The 8,244-nt window shown below is 33.3% G+C and carries 6 protein-coding genes and 2 pseudogenes; all 8 read right to left on the bottom strand.

All coding sequences use genetic code 11. The features are described 5' to 3' along the window. Positions 1-839, bottom strand: an 839-nt coding sequence (locus HRU49_RS13290) for an IMP dehydrogenase (protein WP_296357960.1), incomplete at its 3' end; no start/stop codon positions are given. Positions 840-897: 58 nt separating this feature from the next. Beyond that, a complete protein-coding gene (locus HRU49_RS13285) occupies positions 898-3,321 on the bottom strand; it encodes a TonB-dependent receptor (RefSeq protein WP_296357962.1) in 2,424 nt (807 codons plus the stop codon). Beyond that, complete coding sequence (locus HRU49_RS13280; protein ID WP_296357957.1) at positions 3,302-4,666, bottom strand: HTTM domain-containing protein; 1,365 nt, start codon at positions 4,664-4,666, stop codon at positions 3,302-3,304. The genes HRU49_RS13285 and HRU49_RS13280 overlap by 20 nt, the downstream gene beginning before the upstream one ends. Positions 4,667-4,719: 53 nt before the next feature. Then, complete coding sequence (locus HRU49_RS13275; RefSeq protein ID WP_296357955.1) at positions 4,720-5,847, bottom strand: imelysin family protein; 1,128 nt, start codon at positions 5,845-5,847, stop codon at positions 4,720-4,722. 92 nt (positions 5,848-5,939) lie between these two features. After that, positions 5,940-7,133 (bottom strand): DUF4856 domain-containing protein, encoded by a 1,194-nt coding sequence (locus tag HRU49_RS13270; RefSeq protein WP_296357952.1) that lies wholly within the window; start codon positions 7,131-7,133, stop codon positions 5,940-5,942. Positions 7,134-7,241: 108 nt separating this feature from the next. Further along, complete coding sequence (locus tag HRU49_RS13265; RefSeq protein ID WP_296357950.1) at positions 7,242-7,592, bottom strand: hypothetical protein; 351 nt, start codon at positions 7,590-7,592, stop codon at positions 7,242-7,244. A 1-nt stretch (position 7,593) separates the two neighbouring features. Then, positions 7,594-7,890: pseudogene (locus HRU49_RS13260) on the bottom strand (DUF6686 family protein); the annotation flags it as partial. A 74-nt stretch (positions 7,891-7,964) separates the two neighbouring features. Then, positions 7,965-8,244: pseudogene (locus tag HRU49_RS13255) on the bottom strand (FAD-binding oxidoreductase); the annotation flags it as partial.

Raw genomic sequence — 8,244 nt, 5'->3', positions numbered from 1 at the left:
ATATTGCCCACAATAACCTCAAGGTTTGAGAATTTGGATTTAATGGCTTTTAACACTTCTACAACACCCATTATATGACCATGAGCTGTATCTATGACAATGGCATCAACTCCTGCATTGACTAAAGCTTCAGCCCTATCGACTGCATCACCGGTAACACCTATTGCTGCTGCAACACGTAAACGTCCATATTGATCCTTATTAGCAAGTGGCTTAAGTGTTACTTTAGTGATATCTCTAAAAGTAATTAAACCGACTAGTTTATCTTCTTCGACAATTAATAGTTTTTCAATTTTATTAGCTTGTAGTATAGCTTCAGCATCTTTTAAAGAAGTGCCAACTGGTGCAGTAACCAAGTTTTCACCGGTCATAACCTCAACAATTGGTCGATCATTGTTATGTTCAAAGCGCAAATCTCTATTGGTTACAATGCCTTCCAATTTCCCAGTCTCATCTACAATTGGAATACCACCAATACTATGTTCTCTCATTGCGTTCTTGGCATCAGCCACAATAGCATCCATAGGAAGGGTAACAGGATCTATGATCATACCACTTTCAGCACGTTTTACACGTCTTACTTTTTGAGATTGTTCTTCTATGGTCATATTTTTATGAAGAACACCAATACCACCTTCTTGAGCCATAGCAATAGCCATACGGCTTTCAGTAACCGTATCCATTGCTGCTGAAATTACAGGAATATTAATGGTAATATTTCGAGTAAATTTTGTTTGAATATTGACTTCGCGCGGAAGTACTTCAGAGAATGCTGGAACCAATAGGACGTCATCGTAGGTAAGACCTTCACCTAAGATTTTGTTTTCGTGTGCTGTCATGATGCAATTAAGATATAATTGCATGCAAATATACAACTAATACTTTGATTTTATATTACTAAAATGTTACCTGTAATGTCGTAAACCAATTACGAGGAGCTGATGGTATAATACCTGGCCCTGGATATGCAGTAGCTCTTCTAGTAAAGTATGCATTATCTAAAAGGTTATTTACGCCTGCTTCTAGTTTAATCATCTTGTAAGTATAAGACAATGAAAAATCTAAAATGTCATACTCTGGAATTTTGCCAATTATACCGCTAAGATCTGACTCTTTGGAATTAGTAGCATCAGTAAATTGACTTGAGAGATATGTATATTGAAAATTAGCTTGAAAATTACCATATCCAAATCGCAATCCTGTTTTTAAATTAAAATCTGGGACAAACTCTACTGAATTTCCAACGTCTACACCTGGCTTAGTTGATTGGGTATATTCGGATTGAATAAACGATGTATTTAAAAAATAATTAAAGCTGTACTTAGGCTCTAAATTCAGTATTTTTTTAAGATTAAGGTTTAATAAGGATTCAATTCCTAGCATTCTTGCGTCACCAATATTGGTGCGTTGTTGTTTAAAATTTCCACCATCATTAAAAGGAACTAACCCTAGGCGGTTATTATAAAATAAACCAAAAACACCAACGTCATAAGACACTAATTGATTAATATTTCCCCTTAAACCTAAATCTACAGTAAAGCCATCTTCATCAGTAATATCTCTATCAATTACAATAGAAGGATTAATAACGTTGATGTCAGAAAAGGTAACAGAGCGGTAATTCTGGGAAAGATTCCCATAGAGCTCAACACTTTGATTTGGTTTGTAACTAATACCTAAACCTAATAATAAAAAGTCTCTCTCGAAACTTCGGTCGTCTTCTACAATATTTTGAAATATAACATTTCCAGCTGCATCAGTATTGGTTTGTTGATAGAAACCATCGCTTTCTGTTTTAATGTATTCAAACCTAAACCCTGGAGTCACTGAAAACTTATCATTTAAATAAAAAATATTTTCACCAAAAACAGCCACATTTAAATTTGGAAAATCAAAGTCTGATTGATCTGGGTAATTAGGAAATTGATCTGTTTGAATAGAAAAGTCTGGACCAATACCGTCAGATCCGGGCCCTTGTTGCTGACTATTATTTGCATTATAAAATTTAGCGCCAATTAAAAAAATTGCGTTTTTATTTAGGATGTTGTACTCACTTAACAAACGGGTTTCAAATCCGTAGTTATTGAAATCACCTTTAATTAAATCACGCTCTGTTCCAGGATCTACTTGGTCAACACGATTTGTTCTAAATCCTAAGGCATTTCGTGTAGCATTTAAACCAAACAAATTAAAAGTGAAGTTGGTTTTGTCTGAAAATTTATGAGATAATTTGAGGTTATACAATAACCAGTCAACTTCAAACCAATTTCGAGCTCTATTACTTTGAAAGGGATCTTCGTTAAACATTGCATCGGTTAAACCACCTGCTTGTTGAGCTAAGTAATTAAGGTATGTAAATTCGCCTGTTAATGATGTATTCTCGTTAAACTCATAACCAATATGGGCAAAGAAATTCTTTGATTCAAATTCGGAGTTTGGTCTAAAGCCATCTCCTTTTTTATAATTAAAATAGGTGTAGTAGCTCCATTTGTTTTTTGTGCCGCTGATACTAGTAAAATTGGTAAAAAGACCAAAACTTCCAATTGTATTTCTTGTAATTAATTCAAAAGGTTTAGCACTATTGGGTTCTTTCATTACAAAGTTTATAAGACCCCCAAACTGAGTCCCATATTGTAATGATGCAGCACCTCGAATAATTTGTATTTCCTTTAAACCTTCTGAGGCTGGTGAATAGTAACTTTCTGGATATCCTAAAACATCTGCACTAATATCATAACCATTTTGTCGTGTATTAAAATTGGCGGTTCTATTGGGATCTAGCCCTCTTCCACCGACGTTAAGTTGCAAACCTGCATCATCATTCTGATAAATATTGAGGCCTACTACTTGACTATAAATTTGTCGCGCATTATTGGTTGCGAGATTAGCCATTGACTGTTCGACCAATACAACTTCTGTTTTTTTACCAGCATAAATAGCGGTCTCTTCAACATCTTTTAACCGACCTAACTCAAATACTTTTGCTTTTCTTGCCGTAAGCTCAACAGCTGTTAATTGCTCACCTAATGGCACAAGTGTTTGGTTTAAAACTGTATCCCCTTGAAGTGTTACTGTTAGCTCTAAAATCTGAAACTCATAAGAGAATAACACTAAACTCAATTCTAATTTTTCAGTATTAAACTCATAGTAACCGTCAGCATTAGTAACTGCTAAACGACCTGAGGTTTTATCGAATATTTCAACATTATTTAAAGGTTTCCCTTCATCATCGCTAACGATGCCCGACACCTTTTTTTGCCCAAATGTAAAAAGCGTAAAGCTTATTAAAATAGCTAGTAAACTATAGTCCTTTAATTTCATCATTAAATGGTAAAATCCATTCTTTATGCTCGAATGAATCGTTTATTTTTAAAAGATCGATCTTCGGATTTACAAAGCGCTGACTTCGTCTTCCATTAAGAGCGACGTAACTATCTACATATATCTCTAAATTATCATGTCCTTGCGACTTGAAATGCTGTCCTAAAAAATGAGCGTACTCTAAAATAAAATCAGGCTGTGTCGTCATTTCCTTTTCTTGAAATGGTGTTAAAAAATCAGAATTTTTAACTAAAAATGATGTGTTCTTCTTCGCGTCAACCACTTTAAATTCTGCGTATCCTGTTTTTTCAATGAGCATTACACGCCACGAATATCGATATCCTTCCTCAGTCCAAAATAATTCGTCTGGATACGTTAAATATCGGAAAGGCAAAAATAATTGAATAGTGAAGAAAACGGTTAAAAGTACAGGGACAAAATTTGGCTTTTTATTAACCCAAGAAATCGCTTCTAGTTTAAGTGACTTAAAACCAAGCCTCTGGACTACATATTTAATAACTTTAATAATACGTTCATGTGCATAAGCATCAAAAAATATTAAGGTTGACACAATCATAATGTAAGGGAACATACCAATTGGAAATAAGACCCTCGTAAAAACATGAAAAAACACTACTAATACAAACGCAAATATTCGTGTTCTGCGATAGAATAAAAGGAAAGGAATAGATAGATCATACAACATACCAGACCAACTCATAGCGACATGAAACCAATGCTCTTGCATTAGAGATTCTCCTATAATGGGTAAATCATATTTTGATGGCAACCATAGTTTTAAAGGCATGGCTTTAAACAACCAATCGCTATTTATTTTAGCGAGACCTGCGTAAATGTATACAATCGATAACATTAGTTTAATGCTATCTATAGACCATTTCGGAATGGATTGATAGGATTTTCGTCGGATTAAGTTGTCAACAGAATAATAAGCGTTTGCAGGTAAAAAGCACAGTAAAAAACTCATTAAACTTATAAAGTAGTAATGATTAAGATATGTTGTCTTATCCATTAACTCTATATAAGTAAAACTCAAAAAGAAAAGAATGATGGAAAGTCTATACTTTAAACCAAGTGCAACTAGTAATGCGGATAAACCACATATGGCAAAGATGAAATAAGTATACGTTTCAAGAGGTTTTATCCATTCGAAACCAAAATATGAAAAGTGAAACTTTGGATCTATATAAAGTTTTTCAATCCAACCGTAAGACCAAAAACGAATGATACTAAAACACATCATCAAACCAAATCCAATTCTAAAAACAGCGAGTGGAGCTGGATTAACAGTGCTTTTAAGATAACTGCGAATTTGGCTAGTCATAACAAAAAAAGGATTCTCTTAATTGAGAATCCTTGAGTTAATGTTTTTAGTTTTTAGTCCCCATCATTATCAATGAAGTCAATTTGAATATCAAAAACTGAAGCCATGTCTACCTTTAAGAGCACAACTGCTGCTTGTAAGGCATCATAAGCCATCGTCATTTTAGTGTTATCGTTCGAAACCTGTTGACTAAAACTGGTATTAAGAGTTTGTATCTGTTGTCTAGAGGCATTGAACTGAGCATTAATGTCATTTTTTAAATCCGAATTATCTAAATAATCCAAATATGAAGCTAAACTCTCTCCTGAAGTCGTGCCACCATTAAACGATTGACCATTAAAAAAGCGTTGTACAGCTTCAAGACTTAGTAGAGCGAGTTCTCTGGAAACATCATTTTTGTAATAGGCTTCTACCTTATCTGGAAAGGTTTGACCGGCTGAAAAATTTCCAGCTGGCACACCAATTTTATTTGCTCTTAAAGCACGTTCGTAATAATTAATGTAGTCATTAATAATTTTACTGATAGAACCTGTTGCACTAGATGACGTGTTGTTTACAAACTCATCTCTAAAATTGTTTTGCCAATTATTAACAATAGACTGTGTTCTAGTAGTGATTTGGGTTTGTACAGCATTGAGATAATCAATAAAACCCTGGCTATTTGAATTACTAGTAAATTTATCTATTGGAATAGAATCACCATCTGCTATACCATGAATTAAAAAATCTAATGCAGGAAAACCTTGAGCAGCATAGTAGGCATCACTATCAAGGCTATAACTAGCCCCAGCCGCAGCACTTTGAATTAAAGATAGTGATACGGGATAAACATTATAATAGACTCTAAATCCATTCAAATTACTGGTAAAAGATTCTGCTTCTCCAATGTTATACATACCAACAAATTGCCAAGCTTTATATGCGTCTAACCAAGCATCGCTAAGCAAGTCTAAATTAGTTTGATTGGTATTGTTTAGAAAATTTTCTCGAGCCGCGTTAAGCGCTAATACTTTTGATTGAAAATTAGTAATTGCAGGTACAATAATGTTATCGGCATAATTTGTTAATAAACCAGATCTATCAAAATTGTCATTATTACCACCACCATTACTATCATCTGAAGAAGAACATGCGATTACAAGTCCTACAAAACATATGAGTAATACAACTTTTTTTATCATCTTTTTCACTTTAATTTTTGCAAAAATACTAAATAAGTAGATGCAACACTTTTATGCTGCATCTACTCTTAAGATTAATCAAACTGACTCAATTAATTACTTGGCGCAGCCTCTTCTACTGTAAAGTTAAAGCGCCCTGCAATATCGTCTGACATATCATCAAGCATCGTTGATGTTACATCCCAAAATCCATTTCCTGTCATTAATTGTGCAATGTATGCATCAACTTCAGCCTTTGTAAAATAGGCCTCATCTGTGTTTGGCTTTCTTGTAAACTGTAAACTATAGATAAATCCGAATCCTTCTGATAAATCATGGAATGCACTAGCATTATCAGTTCCTAAGGTAAGTTTACCAGATTGTAGGTAGTAAACCGCTCTAATTGCGATAACTTCAGATATTTTCTCTCTAATTATTTCGGCCTGCTCATTTCTAACATCATAATTTTTAGCAACGATGGCAGCTCTTCCTAATTTGAAGGCATTATAAATGTCTTGAGCAATTCCAGTAAAATCTGGATCATTTTCTACTCTTTGTAAATACTTATTTAAGAAACTGTCTTGATTTAATTGTGGTGCTAAAGCATCATCAGTACCATATAAGTAACCGAATGCTTCATCCCAATCGTGTTCCATATCTGTGTAGTTCTTATCAGTTACTAGAGTTTCTGAATCATTTGTTGCTTCAAATTGTGCTAACAAATCCTTACTGATATAATTATTCATTAATTGATCTCCCATAAGTGCACCAATTAAACCTTTATTTACTGCTTGGTTTAGTTCTAAACCTTTAGCATTAACATAGCGTACAGAACCACCATTTTCAGTTAATTGCCCTGGATTTCCTGGTGTTGCGGTATTAGCCCAGTTAGAATAAACATCAGCAACTTGTTCTGCGATCCAACTTTCAAAATCAGCTTTTATAGCGTTGGCATCTGTAGTGTTTGAAGTAAAAAAATCGAAAGATGCTGCCGTTTTACTTCTTATGCTTTTGTCAGACGCATTTAAACTGGCATCACTAAAATCTATATCTCCTTCTTGGTGATTAAACATAGCATCTAATTGCATTTCACTAAAGGATGGGTCTTTAAGGGCATCAATTAATTCTTCGGCCATTAAAATTCTTGTGGTTTGACCGCTGTAACTCACAGATGTCATACCGTTTCTTTCAAATTGGTATGTTGCAGGCGCTACAACATCGTTTCCGCCACCACTGTTATCATCATCGCTAGAACATGATGTTGTCAGTGCACCAATTACGCATAAACTTAAGGCAAATTTTTTCATTTTATAGTTGTTTTATTATTCTTATTAAGACTTATTTTAAATAACAATGCAAAAATAAACTTGAAATGCAAATACACAAAATTTATTTAGATTAATTTTAAATAAATTTTATACACTTAAAAGATTATTCATAACTTTTTCAAAATTTATGAAGAAGAGTGTGCCATTGATTAGTTCATCAAAAGCGTTAATTTCAGATAAATTAACATGTATTTCTTTATGATTAATTTCTAAGATTATTTCTATTGAGCTTTGCTTGTCTTTAAAATTATTGACTTGTTCCAAAACACTTATTGAAGATTTTATAATGTTTTTTAAGTGAAATAATTCTTCTTTGGTGATAAGAAAAGCTACTTTGTTAAACACAAGCTGTATTTTATTTAATTCAGTTACAGTGCAACGTTTCAAATAAAAGGAAGTGCCGTAGTTGTTATAGTAGATTAAGTCAATATCTTCCATGCTAGTTTAAGTGACATTCATAATCTATGTCATCTGCATTTAAAGTTTCATATGCTTTTATAGAGGCATTTTTAAACGCTAACAAGGTCTGTAATTCTATAACCTCTTGTCTGTTTAGCATAATTACAAGGTTCTCCTGAGAGGTTGGTATAGGAATTTTACGTCTTAAATTAGAACATGCGTATTTGTGTTCCCAATAACCAATTTCCAGCTTATCTACATAATTTTTGAATCCAATTAACTCCTTTTTTGTGAATGCAAAAAATAAATTATTAAACATCAAATGATATTCATTGCAACCTGAGCAAAACCATTATTCACCACTCTTTACACGAGATATTATTTTTACACCTTCTTTCATATATTGTTTATTTAGTAGCAATCCATTTTTACTTGCTCGTTATTTTCGAATGTACTAAGCGGTTGCTGTAATTTAGATTTAGTTAATACATCAAGTACCTCAAGGACCTTATTTTGCATGGCTATTGAACCACAAATCATAATGACACCCTCTTTTTTCAAAACATCACTTATAATTTTCCCTTTTTCTATAAGGATATCTTGTACATAGATCTTTTCTTCTTGCTCTTGAGAATAAGCAATGTGAAAACTTGTGAGGTACTGATTTTTGAATGCCTTGTCGATAAACTCC

The organism is Winogradskyella sp. (genome assembly GCF_013213975.1).
Taxonomy (GTDB): domain Bacteria; phylum Bacteroidota; class Bacteroidia; order Flavobacteriales; family Flavobacteriaceae; genus Winogradskyella.
The sequence above is the reverse complement of the archived record's forward strand: the minus strand, read 5'-3'. Positions and strand labels throughout refer to the sequence as shown.